Origin of the sequence: Lacinutrix himadriensis (genome assembly GCF_001418105.1) — a bacterium.
GTDB lineage: Bacteria > Bacteroidota > Bacteroidia > Flavobacteriales > Flavobacteriaceae > Oceanihabitans > Oceanihabitans himadriense.
Map to the genome: position 1 here is coordinate 491,610 of NZ_LIQI01000027.1, position 21,720 is coordinate 513,329.

The window sequence follows — 21,720 nt, forward strand, 5'->3', positions numbered from 1 at the left end:
AGCTCAGACTGACAATAAATTAAAACATTGCAAAGTTGCAATGACATTATAAATAATAAACAAATGAACTATTATAGTCTAAACCATAAAGCACCAAACACATCTTTTAAAGATGCAGTTATAAAAGGATTAGCTCCAGATAGAGGATTATATTTTCCAGAAAGCATTACCCCTTTACCAAAGTCTTTTTTTGATAATATAGATAACTTATCCAATTCTGAAATAGCATTTACAGCAATAAAGCAATTTGTATCTCCAGAAATTCCGGAGGACGTTTTAAAAACAATAGTGGAAGAAACACTTTCTTTTGATTTTCCTGTAGTACAATTAAACGATCATATTTCTACTTTAGAATTATTTCATGGCCCAACCATGGCTTTTAAAGATGTTGGCGCACGATTTATGGCTAGATGTCTAGGTTATTTCAACCAAGATAACACGAACGAAGTAACTGTTTTAGTAGCCACTTCTGGAGATACTGGAGGTGCTGTTGCAAACGGTTTTTTAGGTGTTAAAGGTGTGAATGTAGTCATTTTATATCCTTCCGGAAAAGTAAGTGATATACAAGAAATGCAACTTACAACCCTTGGACAAAACATAAGAGCTTTAGAAGTGGATGGTGTTTTCGACGATTGTCAAGACATGGTAAAACGTGCTTTTTTAGATGAAGAACTAACTAGTAAAATGCAGTTAACTTCAGCAAATTCGATTAATGTTGCCCGTTGGTTGCCGCAATTATTCTACTTTATGTTTGCCTATAAGCAATTGCATAAAACACATAAAGACATTGTTTTTTCGGTACCTAGTGGAAACTTCGGAAATGTTTGCGCAGGAATGATGGCACAACAATTAGGTTTACCTATAAAACATTTTGTAGCTTCTAATAATGAAAATAACGTTGTTACCAATTATCTTAAAACCGAAGAATACAACCCGAAAGCATCTGTACAAACTATCAGTAATGCGATGGATGTTGGTAACCCAAGTAACTTTATTCGTATTCAAGAAATCTATAAAAACAACTTCGATAGCTTAAAAGACAATCTTTCTTCTTACAGTTTTTCTGATGCAGCAACTAAAGAAGCGATGTTAGAAATTTATAACAATTATAACTATGTTGCAGATCCGCATGGCGCTGTTGGTTATTTAGGTTGTAAAGCATATTTAAAGGAAAACCCGAATGCACATACTGTATTTTTAGAAACAGCACATCCAACTAAATTTTTAGATGTTGTAGAAGAAGTTATACCTCAAAAGCAAGAATTACCAGAACAAATTCAGGCGGTAATGGGTAAAACAAAAGTAGCCACCAAAATTGGCAGCTACGAAGGTTTAAAATCTTTCTTATTAAAAGGCTAATTACGCTTTAACAGAAGACATTTTATTTAAGGCTTCACCAATTTGTGTGTGGCCTTTTATGATTTCAAAAGTGACATTATTTGCAACGTCGTCATTAAGTGTTTCTACTAATGTTTGTGCAACATCATTTCTACTTATTTCTCCTCTGGTATGTAATTTTTCTTCCAGCGTTATTGCGTTCGTTAATTCGCCATTTGTTAATGATCCTGGTCTAACAATTGCATAATTTAATCCGCTAGATTTTAGATATACATCGGCATTATGTTTTGCTTTCAAATAGTCTTGAAGCTGTTCTACTTTTTCTGGTTGGTCTGCTCCCATAGAACTAAGCATCACAAACTTTTTTACTCCGTTTTTATTAGAAGCATCTATTAATCGCTTTGCTCCTTCTTGATCTACTTCAACTACTTTCTTACCACCAGAACCAGCAGCAAATAATACTTTATCTATTCTTTTAGAATCCTTAAATACATGAGAAACATCTTCTTCCAAATCCCCTAAAACCGTATCTATATTTTTTGCTTTAAAATACGCTTGTTGTTCCTCTTTTCTAACCATTGCTATCGGGTTAAAATATTGAGATTCATTTAAAAAATCAACTATTTTCTTTCCTGTAGTGCCATTTGCACCTGCTACTAAAATATTTTCCATACTTTAACTTATCCATAAAAAGAACATAAACCAAGAAAATTAGCTCCTTTAACTTAAGTTTAATATCCTTTAATAAAATTTTTATATTTGGTAAAATTCGATTCGATATAACTTCTGCATTATTTACATCTCTATTACATTTGAAACGCATATTCTTTTATTTCAACAAAACATCTACTTCTTTTTCAATACTTTTGCTAGACAAGAAATAAGATTCAAAAAGCATTTTTAATATAGATGAAAGACATAACATTACAATATTTAGGTTTTCTTAATACACCAAATTTGTGGTTAAATACTTCCGATTTAAAAATGCAACAATGGAACCTTTCTAATACCGTTACTAATTTTATCCCTTCCGAAAATCATAAATTAAGACTTGGTAAATTAGTAGAACGTTTTGTTAGTCGGCAATTAAAACAAGACGATACCGTTTCTATTTTAGTCGAAAATATTCAGATACAAAAAGATAAAATTACTATTGGTGAAATAGATTGTCTTCTTAAAAAGGATGAAAAACCCATTCATTTAGAAATAGTTTATAAGTTTTATTTGTATGATGCAACCGTCGGAACTACCGAAATAGACCATTGGATTGGTCCGAATAGAAAAGATAGTCTTGTACAAAAATTAGCCAAGCTAGAAGAAAAGCAATTACCACTACTCTATCATAATTGCACAAAGCCTGTACTAGAAAAATTAGATGTACAAGTAGAAGAAATCCAACAACAAGTATGTTTTAAAGCACAATTATTTGTTCCTTTTCATAACCAAAACATTCCTTTTAAAGCTATTAATTCCTCTTGCGTTAAAGGTTTTTATATGTCCCAAAAGGAACTTCAACAATTTGAAGATTGTACCTTCTTTATTCCTGAAAAACGAGATTGGCTAATCGATATTCCAACACATAATCTGTGGCAATCTTACCTCTCTTTTTTAGAAGCATTAAAACCACTTTTAAATCAAGAAAAAGCACCGTTATGTTGGATGAAAAAACCAAATGGAGAAACCACAAAATGCTTTGTTGTTTGGTGGTAAAATTATAGTGTTTTATACGTCTATTCAATAAATTGAAATTACATCGAAAATTAGCAGAAGTTAAGTGCTCCTTTTTTATGGATTTTTAGAGAACTAACAGTATCTTTATTTTTTGATTTAAAAAAGAAAAATGCATGAATTTAACGATTGAAAATATACTATTAGTTGGCTCTTTATTACTCCTTATCAGCATTTTTGCAGGTAAAACTTCCTATAAGTTTGGTGTTCCTACTTTATTACTGTTTTTAGGAATAGGAATGCTAGCAGGATCCGACGGTATTGGAGGGATTCGTTTTGACGATCCTAAACTTGCGCAATTTATTGGTATTGTATCGCTAAATTTTATACTATTTTCTGGAGGACTCGACACCAATTGGAAAGCTGTAAAACCTATTCTTCGAGAAGGAATTGCATTATCCACATTAGGGGTTTTTTTAACCGCAATTTCTCTTGGTACTTTTGTATATTTTGTTACCGATTTTACCATTTATGAAAGTCTATTATTAGGTTCCATTGTATCTTCTACAGATGCAGCAGCTGTATTTTCCATTCTTCGTTCTAAAAGTCTTGCGTTAAGAACCAATTTAAGACCCACTTTAGAGTTAGAAAGCGGAAGTAATGACCCAATGGCTTATGTACTTACTTTAGCCTTTTTAACCTTAGTTATTAATCAAGACAAAAGTTTTCTATCTATTATTCCTTTGTTTTTACAACAAATGATTTTTGGTGGTATTTTAGGAATAGCCTTTGGTGTTATTAGTAAATATATAATCAACAAAATAAAACTAGACTTTGAAGGGCTCTATCCTGTTTTAGTAATTGCCTTAATGTTTATCACTTTTTCTGCTACCGATTTTGTAGGAGGAAATGGATTTCTCTCCATTTATATCTGTGCTGTTTATTTAGGAAACCAAGACCTAATCCACAAAAAAACAATCTTAAAAATGTTTGATGGATTAGCTTGGCTAATGCAAATTGTGCTATTCCTTACGCTTGGATTACTCGTTTTCCCTTCTGAAATCATTCCATATATGGGGATCGGCTTACTTATTTCCATTTTCTTAATCCTTGTTGCTAGACCTATAGGAGTATTTATAAGTCTTATGTTTTTTAAAATGAAAATGAAAAGAAGGTTTTACATTTCGTGGGTTGGTTTACGTGGAGCGGTTCCAATTGTGTTTGCTACCTATCCCCTTTTGGCGGGAATTGACAAAGCACACATGATTTTTAATATTGTATTTTTCATTTCGGTTACTTCTATTTTAATTCAAGGAACCACACTTTCTATCGTTGCAAAATGGCTAGGTGTAGGATTACCAGAAACACAAAAGAAATTTACAGATACCGATTTGCTCCTTACGGAAAACCCTAAAGCCGAAATGAAAGAACTTATCATTACTAAAGAATGCTTTGCGGTAGATAAGAAAATTATAGAATTGGGCTTTCCTAAAAATGCAATAATAGCTATGATTAAAAGAGGTGAAAGTTATATCATTCCAAACGGCTTAACTACAGTAGAAGTTAATGACACCTTAATTGTATTAGCAGACAGACCTGAAGTTTTTGACGAAGTCCACAAAACACTTACCAAATAAAAAACGCTAACAGCCTTTTATAAAACACTTAGACAATATATTTTTTTGAAGAAACCTGTTTAAGGTCTAATTCTTCTTGTTAGACCTTTTTTTTACTTCTTCCATATAAATGGAATTAGAAGGCGATTTGCTTTGCGGAAAAATAAAAACTTGTCTTTATCAAAAAAAATAACGAACTTCAAACTTAATTGAATGGATGCTAGTTAATTACGCTGTCACAATTAAAATATTTCCTAGTATAAATTGTCTGCTGTATTTACATCAACCTTGCCAATCGTAATAATTCGTTTGGAATAAAGATTACATCCTTCTAAATGTAAAACTATGAGATATTTTATTATTCTATTACTTGTTTTATCCGCTTGTAAATCTAAGCCAGATAAAGAATTAGAAACCAAAACATTTGAAGAAATCCATAAGGAAGCTATTCTAGTAGACACCCACAATGATATCTTAATGAAAACAGTAGATCTAGGAATGATCATGGATCAAGATTTAACCGGAAAAGCACATTCCGATTTGAACCGTTGGAAAAAAGGAGGTTTGGATGTGCAATTATTTTCTGTCTATAGCGACGGAGCTATTGAAAACGCATACGCTTTAGCCAATAGGCAAATGGATAGTCTAGATGCAGTAATAGCGCGTAATCCAAATAAGATTACTAAAGCGGCCAATACAAATGCCATTTTAAAAGCTGTAAATGAAAATAAAATTGCAGCAATGTTTGGTGTAGAAGGTGGTCATATGATGGAAGATGATCTTAATAAATTAGAAGCACTCTATAAACGTGGTGCTCGATATCTAACTTTAACCCATAACGTTGCACCTTCTTGGGCAACCAGTGCTGCAGATGAAACAAGCAATCCAAATCTCAGCCCAAAAGGTCTAACCGATTTTGGTATTCAAGTTGTAAAAAAAATGAATGCATTAGGAATGCTAATAGATGTGAGTCACGCTGGCGATCAGACATTTTGGGATGTAATAGAAAACACGAGCAAACCAATTATAGCGTCACATAGTTCGGTGTATAGCCTGGTGCCTAATCGTCGAAATTTAAAGGACGATCAAATAAAGGCCATTGCTAAAAATGGAGGTGTCATACAGGTAAATTTTCATCCTGGTTTTATTGACCCTAGTTTTGGTGAAAAGGATATGGCATTTTTTAAGAAACACACTATAGAAAAAGATTCCCTTGTAAAAAGTGGTATGAATGCATGGTATATGATGGATTATATGTACAAAAAATATCCAGCAGAAGCGAACTTATTAAGACCACCATTATCTACGTTGATAGATCATATCGATTATATTGTTAAACTGGTAGGTGCAGATTATGTAGGTTTAGGATCGGACTTTGATGGCATCAATCTTACTCCACTTCCATTAGATGATGTTACAACCTATCCTTTAATAACAAAGGCATTAGTAGAAAAAGGGTATAGTGAAAAAGATATTGTAAAAATTCTTGGAGGTAATTTTTTAAGAGTTCTAAAAGCAAATGAATCCAATAACTAATGAGGACAAGTTTAAAAGTTGCATAATTAATTCCACAAACCATTCTATTAAATTAGGAAGCAAAAAAACAACTCATGATAATCACTCCTATACCTCCAAATTTATATGCATATGCAAATCCTAATGCCGCACATGAAGGTAATGTTGCCATCAATATTACAACCGAAAACAAAGAGGTAAGTCTTGCAATTCAAAATAATATAGACCACATTCAAAAGTTAAAATACCAAATGATTATTGTTCCAGGCTTCACTCCTAGAGATATCACAAAACCAGAAGGCACCAATAAAAAAGAACTTAAACGATTAGAACGCGCAATAAAAGCAATGCGTAAATTTAATGTGCCTTTCATTATGGTTTCTGGAGGAAATGTAAGACCACCACAAACACCTAACAATGAAGCCTACGGATTGAAACAAGCTTTAATGACAAAGTTTAATCTTAACGAAAGCCAAATTGCTATAGATCCGTATGCAAGAACTTCGGTAACAAACATGCGTAATTGCGGTCGCTTTATGCTCAAACATGATTTAGATAGAGCTTTAATTATTACCTCTTTCGGACAAAACTTTTATTTTGGAGCCCAGGCTATTTCTACCTACCAAAATGCTAGTAAAAAGACTTTAGGTTATAAGGTTGGTAAATTTCGTTTTTTATCGCTTTACAGAACTAGTTTTATACCTAGTCTAGATGTACTGCAGCGATCCGATAGTCTATTAGATCCTTAAAAAATAGAAATTTGTCATTGTGAGGTGCGAAGCAATCTCACCAAGAAATCAATCCCTTTTTGTAGAATAATAAAACTTGACTTTGTCAAAAAAATTAGCGAACTTCGAATTTAAACTAACTGATGATATAAAACATACTAACGATTTCATATCATCGAATTGGCATTCATTGAGGCAGAACTTTAAAAACGAGACTTATGAGTAATTTATCGAACATAAAATCGGAAATTGAAAAATATGCGAATGACTCAAATTTGACTGAATTGCAAATAGTTGAGAAACTCGAAAAACACTACTTTGATAAAAATGTAACCGAGAATTTAAAGCTGTATAAAAAAGGAAAGAAAAAAGTTAGCGATATAACTAAAGACTTGAAAATTTCGCCACGAAAATTTTATGCAATTTTAGAAAAGAAGAAAATAGGGCATAAAAAATATAAAAAAGAGTAATTTAAAATAGCGTCTGACTATTAGCTCGTTTGCGGAATCGGAAACTGAACGTGGAATTTAGCAAGTTGCGGAATTGCTCACTCCATCGGAATTGAAAAAGTTTGCGGAATAAATCGCTGACCGAATTTACTCAAACGCTGGAAAAAAGGAAAACGGAATTAAGCCGAATAAAAACAACGAAATGCCAACACCGTGTATAATTAATTGCTTTGGCAAGTGCTTATTTGGAAAATTCCTTCGGAATTTTCTTGCGTTCGTTTTTGTTTACTAAATTAGTTGCTGAAACACGCAACTAACCATACACAAAACCGTTAGTTTAAATTCGAAATCCAAAATCCCTACTAAAAAAAACGCTTCAAACACCAACCCTTCCAAACAAAAAATAATTTTAAGACAACATTATTCCCAATCCTAAAAGCATTTCCATATTTTTCAATACTTTTGTTATTGAACAATTAAATTATAAGGTTCCCACTTTCACGGGAATCAAAAACATATATTTCTTATGAAAAATACTGCATTATCTGCTACTCACGAAGCTCTAGGCGCAAAAATGGTTCCTTTTGCTGGTTACAACATGCCTGTTCAATACGAAGGGGTGAATATAGAACACGAAACGGTTAGAAAAAGCGTTGGTGTTTTTGATGTTTCGCACATGGGAGAATTTTTAATTACTGGTCCTAATGCACTTGCTTTAATACAAAAAACGTGTAGTAATGATGCGAGTAAACTTACTATTGGTAAAGCACAATACAGCTGTATACCTAATGATGACGGCGGAATTGTAGACGATTTAATTATCTATAAACTAAAAGAAGAACAATATTTATTAGTGGTTAATGCTAGTAATATTGAAAAGGATTGGAACTGGATTAGTTCTAAAAATACGGTAGATGCAGATATGCGTGATTTAAGTGAAGACTATTCACTACTTGCTATTCAAGGTCCAAAAGCTATTGAAGCTATGCAAACTTTAACAAGTCATGATTTATCTGCTATTAAATTCTACAACTTTGAAGTTGGTGATTTTGCAGGAGTCGAAAACGTGATTATTTCTGCAACTGGTTATACAGGAAGTGGCGGATTTGAAATTTATTGTAAAAATACCGAAGTAAAACAAATTTGGGATAAAGTTACCGAAGCTGGGGCAACACCAATTGGACTTGCTGCTAGAGATACACTACGTTTAGAAATGGGATATTGTCTTTACGGAAATGATATCGACGATACTACTTCTCCTATTGAAGCTGGTTTAGGATGGGTTACTAAATTCACTAAAGAATTTACAAACTCCGAAGCATTAGCAGACGAGAAACGTCGTGGTGCCGAACGTAAACTTGTTGCTTTTGAGTAGACGATAGAGGAATCCCTAGACATGGTTATGATATTGTGGATGGTCAAGGTAAAAAAATAGGTGTAGTGACTTCTGGAACTATGAGTCCGATGCTTGGTAAAGGAATCGGTCTTGGTTATGTACCAACTGTTTTTGCTGGTGTAGATAGCAAAATAAATATACAAATTAGAAAAAACGCTATTCCTGCAACGGTGGTAAAATTACCATTCTACAAAGGATAATATGATAGACTTTCAGCAAGTAATTAATTCCATTCACAACGATTTAAAACAAGAAATTGACCGTGGATTGGTTGCTAATTATATTCCAGAATTATCACATATCGATGCCAATAATTTTGGGATCCATTTAAAACTACTTTCTGGAGAAAGTTTTTCGGTAGGCCAAGCACAAGCGCCATTTTCTATTCAAAGTATTTCTAAAGTATTTGCGCTTTCAAAAGCGTTTCAATTACAAGGAAATGATCTTTGGCAACGCATGGACGTGGAGCCTTCTGGCGATCCTTTTAATCAGTTATCGTTACTAGAACTTGAAAATGGGATTCCTAGAAATCCGTTTATAAATTCTGGTGCCATTGTTATTGCAGATATATTAGTATCGGGATTAGAAAATCCGAAAGAAGATTTTTTACATTTTGTTCGCGCTTTAGCAAACGACCAAACCATACAGTATAATGAAGCAGTTGCTGCATCTGAAAAAGCCACAGGTTATAATAATTATGCAGCAGCCAATCTTCTAAAATCCTTTGGTAATTTACAGAATGATGTCGCAGATGTTTTAGACTTCTACTTTTATCAATGCGCTTTAGAAATGACTTGTGAGCAATTAACAAATGCATTCTATTTATTCGCGAATCATGGCGTTTGTTTGCAAAATAAAGAATGGTTAACGGCTAGCCAAATAAAACGTATTAATGCCATTATGCTTACATGCGGATTTTATGATGAAGCTGGGGAGTTTGCATTCGAGGTAGGTTTACCTGGAAAAAGTGGTGTTGGTGGTGGTATTGTAGCGTTATTACCAAATCAATTAGTAATTTCTACCTGGTCGCCAGGACTAAACCCAAAAGGAAATTCTAAAATTGGCATGCAAGCTTTAGAGGCTTTTACGACCAAAACGAAACTTTCCATTTTTTAAAAAAGTACTCCTAATTCATGCTGGATAAAAAAAAACATAAAATACTAGTTCTTGGTGTTAATGGCTTTATTGGTAATGCCATTTACAAAGAGCTATACCCCTATTTTAGAGTTTTTGGAACGTACAGCACACCAAATAAAGCTTCCGAAAAAAACAAGCAATTTTTTCATTATAACCATGAAGAAGATGATGTAGTAGAAATACTAGAAGCTACAAAACCGAGTATCATTATTTCTTCGCTTCGCGGAAACTTTGCCACACAAACTATAGCACATCGGCATATCACGGAATATGTGAAACACCATAATTGTAAGATTATTTTCATATCGTCTGCCAATGTATTTGATGCCTATAAAAACTATCCAAGTTACGAGTTAGACAAAACCTTAAGTTCTAGTATTTATGGGCATTTTAAAATAAAAATTGAAAATATGCTCATGCGTTTACCTAAAAGCAAATGGGCAATTTTAAGATTACCAATGGTTTTTGGAACAGGTTCGCCAAGAATAGAAGAAATTAGGACTCAATTAAAAGAAAAAACGCCAATAGAGGTTTTTCCTAACTTAATAATTAATGTCACTACAGACTATAAACTATCGCAACAAATACATTATATTATTAATAGAAATAAAACAGGTATTTTTCATTTAGGAAGTACCGATTTAATTCATCATGATGAGTTTATAAAAGAAATTGTAGGTTCTCTTGTATTATACAATCCGGTTTACAAACAGGTGTATACCACAAATGATGATCGCTATTTGGCTGTTTTACCAAAAGATAATTTATTACCAAAAAACCTACAAATACAAAGCAAAGATGTTTTAAAAATGAGTATTTTGTAGGGTATAAAAAAAACATAAAAATGATGGAAAAACTTTCCGAAGATAACATAGAACAACGCTTATTACATTTTCCAGATTGGGATTATATTGAGAATGCCCTTCACGCAGAATTTGAATTCGATAATTTTAAAGATTGCTTTAGTGCCATGAGCAGAATTGCCTTTGAATGCGAAGCGCAAAACCACCATCCAAATTGGAGTAATGTGTATAATGTATTAAAAATTAGCGTAAGTACGCACGACGTAAATGGCGTTACCAAAAAAGATTTTAAACTTGTAGAAGCTATTGATGCTATAGTTGTTCCGGAAGACGAGGATTAGTATTTAGTTTTCAGTCTCAGTATGCAATGCTTACTCGAGTTTTGAAAAAAGTATGCAATAGGAAGTCTACAGTTTTCAGTCGCAGTATACAGACGTACTCGAACTTTAAAATTAGGATACATTCTTATTTTGCGGTGCGCAATGAAGTGCTAAAATTTATAAACTTCGCTTCTTGCAGTTTGCAGTACTTATTTTTATATTTGTAATTCGAACAAATTTTTTAATTAATAAGTTTCCCACTTTCGTGGAAACAAAAAACATATATTTTTAATGGGAAGAGCTTTTGAATTTCGTAAAGCACGCAAAATGAAACGTTGGTCTGCTATGAGCAAAGCCTTTACACGTATTGGTAAAGACATTGTAATGGCTGTTAAAGAAGGTGGCCCAGATCCAGGTAGTAATTCGCGTTTAAGAGCAGTTATTCAAAATGCAAAGGCTGTGAACATGCCTAAAGACAATGTAGAGCGTGCTATTAAAAAAGCTAGTGATAAAAGTCTTGGCGATTATAAAGAAGTGATTTTTGAAGGATATGCTCCTCACGGAATTGCAGTTTTAGTAGAAACAGCAACCGATAATAATACACGTACCGTTGCCGATGTAAGAAGTTATTTTAATAAATGTGATGGTAGTTTAGGTACTTCAGGTTCTGTTGTATTTATGTTTGATCATACTTGTAATTTTAGAATTGAAGCCGAAGGTTTAGATCCAGAAGATCTAGAATTAGAGTTTATTGACTTTGGTGCAGAAGAAGTTTTTGCAGACGATGATGGTATTTTAATCTATGCTCCTTTTGAAAGTTTTGGTGCTATACAAGCAGAATTAGAATCTCGTGATATTGAAATTCTTTCTTCTGGTTTTGAACGTATTCCTCAAGTAACTAAAAAACTAACTCCGGAAGAAGCGGCAGATGTAGAAAAACTTCTAGAGAAATTAGACGATAATGATGATGTACAAAACGTATATCATACCATGGAAGAATCTACGGAAGAATAAATGAATAAGAGGTTTTGACCTCTTAACTAGATTTAACAATCTACAATTTTATTATTCTATATTATTTAGAACCTGAAACGATTTCAGGTAAGTAAAAAATAAACTTTAAGAAAACCTAAACACCATTGTTTAGGTTTTTTTTTGTAACATTATATAATGTAATTCGTTATTATAAAAATCAAGTCTATGAAATTTAAATATCTACTCTCCTTTCTTTTCGTAATCCTATTTCAAATTACAACACAAGCACAAACCGTTTCTGGTAAAGTTTTATCTTCTACAAATGAAGAAATCCCTTTTGCAACCATTCAAATAGGGTCCGATTATGGTGTTATATCTAATGAAGAAGGTAGCTTTTCTATAGAAACAAAAGGTTTTACAGCAACAGATTCTGTTACTATTTCTTGTTTAGGTTTCGAAAAAAACGCATTTATTCTTGAAAATTTCACTTCTAAAGAATATGTGTTAATCGAAAAGCTGAATGAACTTTCAGAAGTTTTTTTAAACCACACCGCTTTATCTTCAGATTCTATTATGTTTTATGTAAATAAGAATCTAAAAACGAATTATAAATTAGACTTAAATGAATTTAAAGTTTTTAGCCGAAAAACAGATTATGTTATAGGGGATTTAGCCGATTTTGAAATTAAAAAATCTACTGGTTTTAAACGAAAACAACTACAAGATTTTAATGATGATTTTGATAAACTAGAAACTTCTTTAGTAAATAATAAATCGAAACAATACACCGATTTTGTCGGCTCGCTGAAGGTTTTAGATAAAGACAATGCAAAACTGGATGTAGAAAAAGCAATTAGTTTACGGGATGAAAAAAACGATCAATCGATGGAAAGTTTAGCAGAACGCGGACAAGAAATTGTAATGAAACATCTAGATAAAGATAAAATCTATACCATAAAATCTGGTTTTTTTAAAGTAACAGATTCTGCAAGTTTAAATAAGGAAAAAATAAAAGAAAGCCAAGACACTATTAATACACTTCGTCATGCCAAAAACGAAACTTTTAACTTGATTAAGAATAGTAGTTTTTCTAATCCGGATACAAACTTAGACTTTGTTACAAACATAAATAAATATGAATATACGCTTAATGATGTTACTTTTTTAGATAGTGAAATGGTTTATATCATTGATTTTAAACCTAGAAAATCTTCCGCATTATATACAGGAAGCCTATATGTTTCTAATGATACATTTGCTGTAATTAGAGCAGATTATGATTTTTATGAAAACCGAGTTGGCGAAAAATTAAACCTTAGACTTCTATTAGGAATAAAATATATTGAAAAAAACAAGAAAGGTATTGTTGTGTATAAAAAAGGAGACGATAATTTCTACTATCCTAGTTATATAAATACACAAATTGATAGATATTTTTATATCAATAGACCCATTAAATTTATTGAAAATGAAAACTCTAGAAATAAAGTAGCTTTTAACTTTAAAATTGAAGGAACTTTTAAAGGTAAATCTGAATTGTTAATTATTTCTAGAAGTGATTTGGAAACTACTGATTTTACTAACTATACAGAAAAAACTAGAATAGATTATGAAAACCCTAAAGCCTACGATGCCACCATTTGGGGAGATTATAATGTTTTAGAACCTTTAAATGATATGAAAAACTTTAAAGTAGAATCTGAAGAAGCAAACTAAAAAAAAGCTACATCAACCGGAGTTAAAATAGCTTTTGTTAGTAGTATGCTAATGTTTCTTTTTAGGGACGTATCGTTTACTTTATGTTTCACTAGTTTCCTACTAGTTTATTAATTTCAAATATTATGCCAAAATAATACACCATTGGGCAACCACTGAAAGTTGGTGGTTTTCTACTTTTAATTCCCAATGCACACAGATGGCATTTTTTAAAGCATATTTTAATCCATCGGTTTTAAAATTAGAAACTAATTGTGCTTCATCCACTGTATTATCTATAATTGTATAATTAGGTCCCGTGATAGAAAACCTTCTGGCTATATATCCAGAAGTTGCATTGGCTAGCGTCCATGGAAAGATTCCAGGGTTTGCAAATCGCGGACTATGTTCTAAAGCGTTTTCCCAAAAAGCAATAGAAGAAAAAGTTCCTGCATTAGATGATATAAAGTAAACCGCAGATTGATTTCCGTAAAATTCAAAACCTTGTTCCGCACAAATAGCGTCGACAAATTGGGTTGCTAAATCTGCTTCCGTTTTTCCTGTAGTTTGGTATGTATTCCAATTTAATTCCATGATGAAAATAAGGTTATAGAATTTAATCCTCCAAAAGCATAACCACAATTTAGTCTTTATTGACTTTGGTTAAAACGGGTTTCTTCGGAATGCGAATATCAAATTCGGCATTGGTATAATTAAGTGTATGCGGAATGGTTTGATGCTGAATAGAAAGTACCGAAACGATTGCTTCAATAGCTGTTGCTGCTCCTAATGTATGTCCGATTTTAGGTTTAATACTAGAAACATAAGGTGGATGTGTATCAAACACTTTGGCTATGGCGTGGGCTTCCGATTGATCGGAAAGTTTGGTTCCTGTTCCATGCGCAGAAATCCAATCGATTTCAGAATGCTTCAGATTATTTGTTTCTAAAAGTTGCTGAAAGCAATTGATAATTCCGGAAGAATCCGGTTTTGGAGCTGTAGGATGATAGGCATCACAAGACAAAGCACAATCGTCTAAAACAGCAAGGATATTCGCCTTTCTCTTGGTTGCATTTTCTGCTTTTTCTAAAACTAAAAAACCAGCGCCTTCCCCTAAAATCATTCCATCTCGATTGGTATCAAAAGGTTTGCAAATCCCAGAAGGACTCATCGCTCTACTCCTACTAAAACCGCACATTGCAATTTTAGAAAAAGGGTCTACGCCACCAACTATAGCAATAGAAATCTCACCTTTTTGTAAAGCATCCATTCCTGCTTTAAGCGCATAATTTCCAGCTGCACAAGCGGTCGCAAAACATTGAAACTTATGCATTGCAGGATATTTTTTCATCAAGCGTTTACAAATTCCGAAACCGGTATATGCTTCCGGAATTAGTGTTTGGTTCTTTTCTGCAATAGCTTCAAAAGCAGCAGATTCTCCCATGGTAGTTCCTAGAAATAATCCCCATTTTTCTGTATTGGAACAACCTGATTGTTTTATAGCTTGTTCTATTGCAGAAACGGCAAATTGAAAACCTCGTTGTAAAGGATCACATTCTATATTTTCTACACGACTAGCATGGATATATTTAAAATCTAAGTGTTTTAAATCCTCCCAGTTTTTAATACCAGAACTATCGTTTAATAGTGCATTCCAGAAATCCGTGATCGTATTTCCTAAGGAACAAACAATACCTAATCCGGTAACTGCTATTTTATTAGTGTTGTACATTATGAATGTATTCTGCCATTAGATTTACAGTCGCAATTTGTGACCAATCTGTATCTGGAATTTCTATTCTATACTCCTGTTCTATTCGGGCAACAAACTCTGCCATATCTAAAGAATCGACACCTAATTCTTCTTTAAAATTAGAATCGTTAGAATCTATTTCCAATTTGGGTTTTACATCTCTAAAATGTGTTAAAATGGTGTTTATAATAATATTTTTCATGGATATGTTTTTATAGTATTAGCAAATAATGCGGTTTCTTTGGAAGAATAAATTGGTGCTAACGGATCTCCAATTAATCTATAATGCGTGTATGACGAAAGATTTTTTGGTGTTGCTTGAATAATTAATTCTGCAATAGTACTCGCGCCACTTAATAATGCTTTTGTAATACCAACAGACCATCTGGTATTGTCTGTATGTAAAGTACTATCTACAGCACCAAATGTAACCGCCGTTTTTCCATCTAAAACCAATTGCTCACAAAAGGAAATTTTGGTATTTTTTCTACTTGCAGTTTTACAACATAAGGATAGTAAAGCACCAACAGGTTTTGATTTTTTATTTTCAAAATGATGCGAACGCAAACCATAATATCCCACCCAACCAATGGGTCTTCCATGTCCGAAATAGGTTGCTAATCCAATTCCGCTTTCCAAACCTGCAATCATACTTTCTCGAAATAGTAAATCACTACTCCATTTGTATGGTAGTAAACTTGGCGTTTCTAAAATAGTAGCCATACGATCTACAATTCTGACAAACCTAGGATGCTTTTGTGAAAGTAAAGCGATAGCACATTGTTCTTGTTTTCTACTATGAACTTCATGAATCGTTTTAGAAAAGGTAAAGAGATCTTCACTATTTCTAATGGGCAACCAAGCAATCGGTATTTTTTTATTTTCCATGGTTTTAATAAATGGAAACTTTAATGCGTTTTTTGGAAAGCATTTCGCATCACCAATTAATAATACAGCATCTTGATTTTTAACTTGACTTTGAATTTGATTATAACTTGGTCTTACATCATAATCAATAACATGCACATCAATATCATGCTTTATATATGTATTTTTAAGCAACGTAAAATTTTCTTCCGATTTGGCATCGGAAGAAAATTGTGGTTTTACAATTAAAATGGTTTTATGCTGCTTTAGCTTCATCTACAAAAGGTTGAAATCTGTTAATATCGGTTCCTGTTTGTCTTAATAAACGTGCTCGAACAAAGTATTGCATTAAAATTTGACCTTGTTGTTCTTCGTTAAAATCATGAATAGAATTTGCATTATCTAAAACTGTTTCTCCTCCCGCTCCAGTAAAAGCTCCTTGAGAAGCACCTTGTAACGTTGTAGATGGTGGCGTTCCAACTGGTGTGAAAAATGCATTTGGAATATTAATACCTACATCCACCGGACCTTCATTATATCCGTAATTATAACCTGCTCCTACTAATTGTGCGCTAACTGCATGTGCTAAATAAACTGGTCCCACATTTTGATTCTGCCAAACATGCGTTAATTCATGTACTAGTGTTGCTCTACTAAAATCATCATCTATATCAAAATTGATTAGATTACCCGTTACAAAAGCACGAGAGTCTGGGTTTCTAGTCACAAAATCTTGAACACCAAAAACAATATCATTTAGTGCACCTTCTTTTGCTATAAAGGTATTATTCCAATCCACGGCATCTCCAAAAACAAAACGACCATCTGCTTCTTCATCCGCAGTTAAATTTCTATAACTACCAAGCATTTCGAAAAGAACGGATATAGTAGCACCAAGCATCCCTGCACTAACCTCAAAGGCTGCCTCTAGCATATCATCAATAGATTCGCCTAATTCTCTAAGCGTTTCTGTTACTTCTTCTATAAATGCTTCGCCGGTATCTAAAACGGACTGATAAATATCCTGAATAGAATTTCCTACATCTCTAGCTGCTGCAATAAAGAGATCGAGTGTTTGATCTGGATGCAGCATCACTTCGGTTAATAAAGTAGCTAGCCCAATTCCGGCAGCTAAAGCACCAATAACCACTTCTCGCATAATTTCGAAGGTTTTATTGGCAACCCAAGCGATTAATCCTGCTATGGCACTTGCTGCCCTTAAAGCACCTTCTACAAATTTTCGAATACCAGGAATAAAGTCATTTTCTAGATAGTTAAGAACATAACTAATAGAGTTTCCTATTCGTTCTGTAGCTTCTCCTAACAATTCTAAGGCGGCATCACCAACAGCGATTGCCCAATCGATAACTTCGGAAATTCTACTTCCAATATCTTCGACTAATTCTAAAAGTCTATCGAAAATAGCATCGGCTTGCTCTAAAGCCCAATCCATAACTTCTGTAATCGATTCTTTTACAAAACGAATTGCTAAAACTGCTTGTCTCCAAATTTCGGAAGCTAGATCTTCGCCTCTAGCAACTAGCCATTCAAATATATCTGCAACAGGACCTAAAGCTTGTAATACGCCGTTCACTATTTTTCTAAATACAAAATAAGTATCTTCAATTACAGATTCTAAAATATCTGCAATAGTAGCTCCGGCAGCAAGCGCAGCTTCAATAAGTCTAGCAGCATTTCGGTATGTAAATTCTACCATCGCTTTTGTGAATTCGGCAATTTTTCTACCAATTTCTAGCATGGCTTTTATAGTCTCTTTTAGTAAATCTACGGCTAAATCAAACACATCTTTTAGAATATTCACCATGGTTTTACCAAGCTCAAAAGCGGCTTCAACAATTTTTTTAATTGCAGCAATACTTTTGTTTGCGATAGTGGAAATTAGTTCGACTAAAGTTCTTCCAGCAGCTAATAAACCATCTACCACTTTGGTAGCCAATTCTTTTGTAGTTTGAATGACAAAGTCGGTAAATTCAACTAATGCAGTACCAATTGCTGCAGCTGCTCTAACAACATCACGAACAAAATCTGCTGCAACATTTACCGTTTCTTGAATAATATCTGCTAAGGTATTTCCTAGTTCTCCAAAAGCTCTAACCACTTCATTTAGTAAATCTCTAGGACGCGTAACTAAGGTTACTAATATAGAACCTATAGTTTGCCCAATTTCTAGGAGTGCTCTAACGGTATTTCGAACTAGTTCCAAACTCGCTTTAAAGGCTTGAAATAATATATTACCAATGGTTTTACCTATGCTGACTAATGCTTCGATTCCAGCTTTAATAAATTCGTACGTTTTTGTGGCTAGCCATTTTAATAAATCTGCAAAAATCTCCCCTAATTTATCAATGGCATCAATTACGGCTTCAATGATTTCTTTTGCAAAAGCAAAAACATCTTCTAAAATTTCTATAAATGATTTCCCGATAAGTTTAATTGCTTCCACAAACTTTTTCACTTGATTGATGGCAATTTCTGCGGCAGCTTTTAAGATCTCCCAAATTTGTTTCCCAGCTTCTACCAATGCTCTTGCAAGACTTGCAACTTCATCCACAACCCAATTAATAGCATCTGAAATAGCTTCTACTAAATCTTCAAAAAATTCGGTTAATCCATCTACAATAGAAGTTACAGCATCGGAAATTGCATCAGCAACATCTTCAAAAAATTCTACTACAGCATCATCTGTTTCACCATCTGGAAAAACAGGAGTGTATCCTTCAATTTTTCGCATTTGTGCTCCAGCATCTCGAAGCCAAAAAAGAACTTCTTTAACACCTTTTTCGTCTTTTTTGCCTTTCTCGTCAAATACAAAATCTTGCATTATAGTTCTGCATTGTTGCCTTGGCAATTGGCTCATAGCATGTACAACACCTCTTGCTTGGTTTGCATTACGATAGCCTTTAATAACAGCACATCGTTCTTTTTTTTCCATTTGAGCAACACCTTGAAAAAACTCTCTGTGTTCTTTGGGGTCTTTAATGGTTTTCGCGTAAGATTCGGATAGTTTTACTGCTTTATTTTCGCTTTCTTTAAAAAGCATTCGTACTGCAGGAGCAAGTTCTACTGCTTTGTATTTACAATTTTTTACAGCATCTGTTACCGATTTTTTACTTCTAAAGGAAGCAGATTCTAGTGCTGTTAAAATGGCGTTTTTACCAGTTACGAACTTGGTTTTACTATGGTTTTTTTTACGTATTTCAACTTTTTCTAATGCTGCTTTAGTAACCTTTTTTGAAACTGTCTTTTTTTTCGGAGCAGATTTTCCCGATGTGGATTTTTTCTTTCCCATGGTTTATGGTTTTAAAAATTAATGCCACTAAAAGAATAATAGTAATTGTCAGTATGTGTATTTTAGGAAATACAGCTATAAAAGTTAGGAAGAAAGCACAAATGTAATAAAAGTTACGAATATTACAAATATAATTAACTAATAATCAAACTGTTAATTATCGCAATTAATCATAATCAGCTATAAATCAGTAATTTAAAACAATTTATTTAAAGTGAAAAAGAAATACAAAAAATACCAATAAATAACTAAAAATCAAATAGTTAGACGATTTTATGTTTGTTTTTATGACTTCGTTAATGTTTCTTTTTATGGACAATTTGCATTGTTTACTTTATGTTTCATTACGTAGTCTGAAACTTAATAGAAAACTGTTGTAGAAGGTTAACCTTTGGTTTGAAAAATTATAGGATAAAATGCGATTCCTTCCTCTATAATCTTCTTTAAAAGAAAACGATAGATAAACTGTTTTGTTTTAGAAGAGGTATGCTTAAACTTTAAAAAGACTTTTCAGGAACTTTACCTTTTACCCCTTTGAAGAAGTTTTTCATAAAGGCAAAATCTTCTTCCATATTATCTGTAGGATAAAAAGGTTTCGAAATTTTGTTTTGTTTCTTTCCAAAGTCAAAAGTAACCATTACTATTGGCACATTTGCAGCTTTCGCTATATGATAAAAACCAGTTTTCCATTCGGATACTTTATCTCTAGTACCTTCTGGAGCTAATGTTAATCGTAATTCGTCATTGGTTTCAAAAAGTTTCGCAATAGCTTCCACTTTATTCTGACCAGGAGTTCTATCTAATGACCTTCCTCCTACAGCTCGAAAATAATAACCAAAAGGGAAGATGAATATTTCCTTTTTACCAAGAAAATTAATTTTTGTATTTGCTATTTTTCGGATTAACAATCCGATATAAAAATCATGCCAACTCGTATGTGGTACCGCTATTATAACGTACTTCTTCAATTCTTTTGGAAACTCACCCACGAGTTTCCATTTCATGATTTTGAAGTATATAAATTTATATATAATTGTTAGCATAAAAAATTACATTTTTAGATATAAAGCTTTAAGCTTTTCTCTGGTAATTGTTTTTTTCCAATTTTTCCCAATAGCATTTTCCCAAAGCGGTTCTAAGCTTAATGCAACATCTATCATGATATCAAACTCTTTGTCACTTAAATCTGCACAAATACCTTGAGGAATGGTAATGTTATGTTTTTCGCGCATGGCTTTGTACATGGCTACTCCTTCTGGATAATATTCTTCTAGATGTTCAAAAACGATACAGTTACCAACCCCATGTTTTACGCCTAATAAATAGCCTAAACCATAACTCATGGCATGTGCAACACCTACTTGAGAGTATGCAATGCTCATTCCTCCATGCCAAGAAGCCATCATTAATTTATCTGCAGCATCTTCTTCACTTAATGTATCTTCTAGGAAAATTTCTTTACAAAGTTCTAACGCTTTTTCGCCATAACTTTGACTAAAGGCATTTAGGTACGTTCCTTTTAAAGATTCTATACAATGTACAAAACAGTCCATTCCTGTATAAAACCATTGGTCTTTTGGTACGTCTTTAGTTAATTCTGGATCTAGTATCACTTGATCAAAAGGCGTGTAATCGCTATTGATTCCTAATTTTCTAACAGGTCCTGTTAAAATGGTAGTTCTTGAAACTTCTGCTCCTGTTCCTGAAATGGTAGGAATACCAACATGGTAAATTGCTGGGTTTTTAATTAAATCCCAACCTTGATAATCTTTAGATTCCCCTTTATTAGTTAACATTAAAGCTACTGCTTTTGCTAAATCTAAAACGGTTCCTCCTCCTATTCCAATAATTCCAGAAGGTCTTTCTTTATAGTCTAGAATTATTTGTTCCACCAATGCATCTACTTGCGAAGTTTTTGGTTCTTCTTCTGCAGAGATGTACAATAATTTATCATCATAAGACAGTGGTATTCTAGAGGTTAACCAAGATTTACCTTTAAATACGTCGTCTACTAAAAATATGAATGGCGCTTTAACGTTTTGTCGTTTAGGCGATAGAATTTCATTTAACTGATTAAAACTTCCACGTCCGTAAACTACTCTGGACACCATTGGGTAATTTTTATAACTCATTTATTATAATTGTTTAAC

General features: G+C 33.1%; 19 protein-coding genes and 1 pseudogene. 12 read left to right on the forward strand and 8 right to left on the reverse strand.

All coding sequences use genetic code 11. From position 1 onward, the window contains the following. Window positions 1–63 precede the first annotated feature (63 nt). Window positions 64–1,359, forward strand: coding sequence for a threonine synthase (thrC, locus tag AMD28_RS15310; RefSeq protein ID WP_055444995.1), 1,296 nt, complete (start codon window positions 64–66; stop codon window positions 1,357–1,359). Here the strand turns inward: thrC and AMD28_RS15315 are convergent, their stop codons facing one another. Further along, window positions 1,360–2,010: an SDR family oxidoreductase gene (locus tag AMD28_RS15315; RefSeq protein ID WP_055444996.1), complete on the reverse strand. Its 651-nt coding sequence runs from the start codon at window positions 2,008–2,010 to the stop codon at window positions 1,360–1,362. It abuts the gene before it with no gap. Between the two features lie 237 nt (window positions 2,011–2,247). Between AMD28_RS15315 and AMD28_RS15320 the strand changes: the two genes are divergently transcribed. From AMD28_RS15320 to AMD28_RS15370, 11 genes and pseudogenes are all read left to right on the forward strand, one after another. Continuing rightward, entirely contained in the window at window positions 2,248–3,048 is an 801-nt protein-coding gene (locus tag AMD28_RS15320) for a DUF1853 family protein (protein ID WP_055444997.1), read from the forward strand. A gap of 134 nt (window positions 3,049–3,182) precedes the next feature. Next, complete coding sequence (locus AMD28_RS15325; RefSeq protein ID WP_055444998.1) at window positions 3,183–4,643, forward strand: potassium/proton antiporter; 1,461 nt, start codon at window positions 3,183–3,185, stop codon at window positions 4,641–4,643. Window positions 4,644–4,967: 324 nt separating this feature from the next. Further along, entirely contained in the window at window positions 4,968–6,158 is a 1,191-nt protein-coding gene (locus AMD28_RS15330) for a dipeptidase (RefSeq protein ID WP_055444999.1), read from the forward strand. A gap of 74 nt (window positions 6,159–6,232) precedes the next feature. Beyond that, window positions 6,233–6,886 carry a YdcF family protein gene (locus AMD28_RS15335; RefSeq protein ID WP_055445000.1) on the forward strand — a complete coding sequence of 218 codons (654 nt, stop codon included), beginning with the start codon at window positions 6,233–6,235 and terminating at the stop codon, window positions 6,884–6,886. Window positions 6,887–7,083: 197 nt separating this feature from the next. Next, window positions 7,084–7,335 carry a hypothetical protein gene (locus AMD28_RS15340; RefSeq protein WP_055445001.1) on the forward strand — a complete coding sequence of 84 codons (252 nt, stop codon included), beginning with the start codon at window positions 7,084–7,086 and terminating at the stop codon, window positions 7,333–7,335. A gap of 505 nt (window positions 7,336–7,840) precedes the next feature. After that, window positions 7,841–8,910: pseudogene (gene gcvT / locus AMD28_RS15345) on the forward strand (glycine cleavage system aminomethyltransferase GcvT). A 1-nt stretch (window position 8,911) separates the two neighbouring features. Then, complete coding sequence (locus AMD28_RS15350) at window positions 8,912–9,826, forward strand: glutaminase (protein WP_055445002.1); 915 nt, start codon at window positions 8,912–8,914, stop codon at window positions 9,824–9,826. A gap of 17 nt (window positions 9,827–9,843) precedes the next feature. Continuing rightward, a complete protein-coding gene (locus AMD28_RS15355) occupies window positions 9,844–10,671 on the forward strand; it encodes a sugar nucleotide-binding protein (protein ID WP_055445003.1) in 828 nt (275 codons plus the stop codon). 23 nt (window positions 10,672–10,694) lie between these two features. Beyond that, window positions 10,695–10,991, forward strand: a complete 297-nt coding sequence (locus AMD28_RS15360; RefSeq protein ID WP_055445004.1) for a 4a-hydroxytetrahydrobiopterin dehydratase — start codon at window positions 10,695–10,697, stop codon at window positions 10,989–10,991. Between the two features lie 270 nt (window positions 10,992–11,261). Further along, a complete protein-coding gene (locus AMD28_RS15365; protein ID WP_055445005.1) occupies window positions 11,262–11,984 on the forward strand; it encodes a YebC/PmpR family DNA-binding transcriptional regulator in 723 nt (240 codons plus the stop codon). Between the two features lie 186 nt (window positions 11,985–12,170). After that, complete coding sequence (locus tag AMD28_RS15370) at window positions 12,171–13,661, forward strand: carboxypeptidase-like regulatory domain-containing protein (RefSeq protein ID WP_055445006.1); 1,491 nt, start codon at window positions 12,171–12,173, stop codon at window positions 13,659–13,661. A gap of 123 nt (window positions 13,662–13,784) precedes the next feature. On the opposite strand, the gene AMD28_RS15375 is transcribed toward AMD28_RS15370, so the two are convergent. From AMD28_RS15375 to AMD28_RS15405, 7 genes are all read right to left on the reverse strand, one after another. Continuing rightward, window positions 13,785–14,234 (reverse strand): hypothetical protein, encoded by a 450-nt coding sequence (locus AMD28_RS15375; RefSeq protein ID WP_055445007.1) that lies wholly within the window; start codon window positions 14,232–14,234, stop codon window positions 13,785–13,787. A gap of 49 nt (window positions 14,235–14,283) precedes the next feature. Further along, on the reverse strand, window positions 14,284–15,372 hold the full coding sequence (locus AMD28_RS15380) for a beta-ketoacyl-[acyl-carrier-protein] synthase family protein (protein ID WP_055445008.1): 1,089 nt from the start codon (window positions 15,370–15,372) through the stop codon (window positions 14,284–14,286). Next, the gene (locus tag AMD28_RS15385; protein WP_055445009.1) at window positions 15,359–15,595 is read right to left on the reverse strand and encodes an acyl carrier protein; all 237 of its coding nucleotides are present in this window, start codon (window positions 15,593–15,595) and stop codon (window positions 15,359–15,361) included. The genes AMD28_RS15380 and AMD28_RS15385 overlap by 14 nt, the downstream gene beginning before the upstream one ends. Beyond that, a complete protein-coding gene (locus AMD28_RS15390) occupies window positions 15,592–16,536 on the reverse strand; it encodes a C25 family cysteine peptidase (RefSeq protein ID WP_055445010.1) in 945 nt (314 codons plus the stop codon). Before AMD28_RS15390 ends, AMD28_RS15385 begins: the two co-directional genes overlap by 4 nt. Beyond that, window positions 16,517–19,570, reverse strand: a complete 3,054-nt coding sequence (locus AMD28_RS15395; RefSeq protein ID WP_055445011.1) for a phage tail family protein — start codon at window positions 19,568–19,570, stop codon at window positions 16,517–16,519. Before AMD28_RS15395 ends, AMD28_RS15390 begins: the two co-directional genes overlap by 20 nt. Window positions 19,571–20,067: 497 nt before the next feature. Next, entirely contained in the window at window positions 20,068–20,574 is a 507-nt protein-coding gene (locus AMD28_RS15400) for a 1-acyl-sn-glycerol-3-phosphate acyltransferase (RefSeq protein ID WP_241492531.1), read from the reverse strand. Between the two features lie 45 nt (window positions 20,575–20,619). Beyond that, the gene (locus tag AMD28_RS15405; protein ID WP_055445013.1) at window positions 20,620–21,702 is read right to left on the reverse strand and encodes an iron-containing alcohol dehydrogenase family protein; all 1,083 of its coding nucleotides are present in this window, start codon (window positions 21,700–21,702) and stop codon (window positions 20,620–20,622) included. Window positions 21,703–21,720: the final 18 nt, after the last annotated feature.